The organism is Ferrovum myxofaciens, assembly GCF_000735045.1.
Classification (GTDB): Bacteria; Pseudomonadota; Gammaproteobacteria; order Burkholderiales; family Ferrovaceae; genus Ferrovum; species Ferrovum myxofaciens.
The window spans coordinates 1-380 of the sequence record NZ_JPOQ01000062.1; the positions used below are offsets into that span (position 1 = coordinate 1).

Sequence of the window (380 nt, forward strand, 5' to 3'; positions counted from 1 at the left end):
ATCAATCGGCGTGCCAACCAGGTCAAAGTCTTGTATTGGGATCGCTCCGGCCCCCCAGGGTGTTCTGGATAACAGCCGTGCCGATGTGAGTTTCCTGGCGGGCATGGTCGTGGATAAATTCCTGTATCACCAGCCCCTGTATCGTTTCACCCAGCACAGCCATTCGTAACCCCCTCCCGATCATCTATCCTTGATGATCGGAGTATGCCGGGGTCAATCCTCCCTGAATACAACGCCGCTCAGTTACCGCGTACTGCAAAGCCGTGTTTCGTTCATGTTGATCATCATCCTTGCAATGATCAACCCACTTCTTCAATCGACCTCAGATTATTCGCTTCAGGCTCATTCCTCGTTGGAAATACAGCCATCCTTCAGGCTCA

1 protein-coding gene is annotated in these 380 nt (G+C 52.1%); it reads left to right on the forward strand.

Annotated features, from left to right (window positions below; genetic code table 11):
- Positions 1 to 190: 190 nt before the first annotated feature.
- On the forward strand, positions 191 to 380 hold a 190-nt coding region (locus IV91_RS19130), incomplete at its 3' end, for a hypothetical protein (protein ID WP_233418431.1).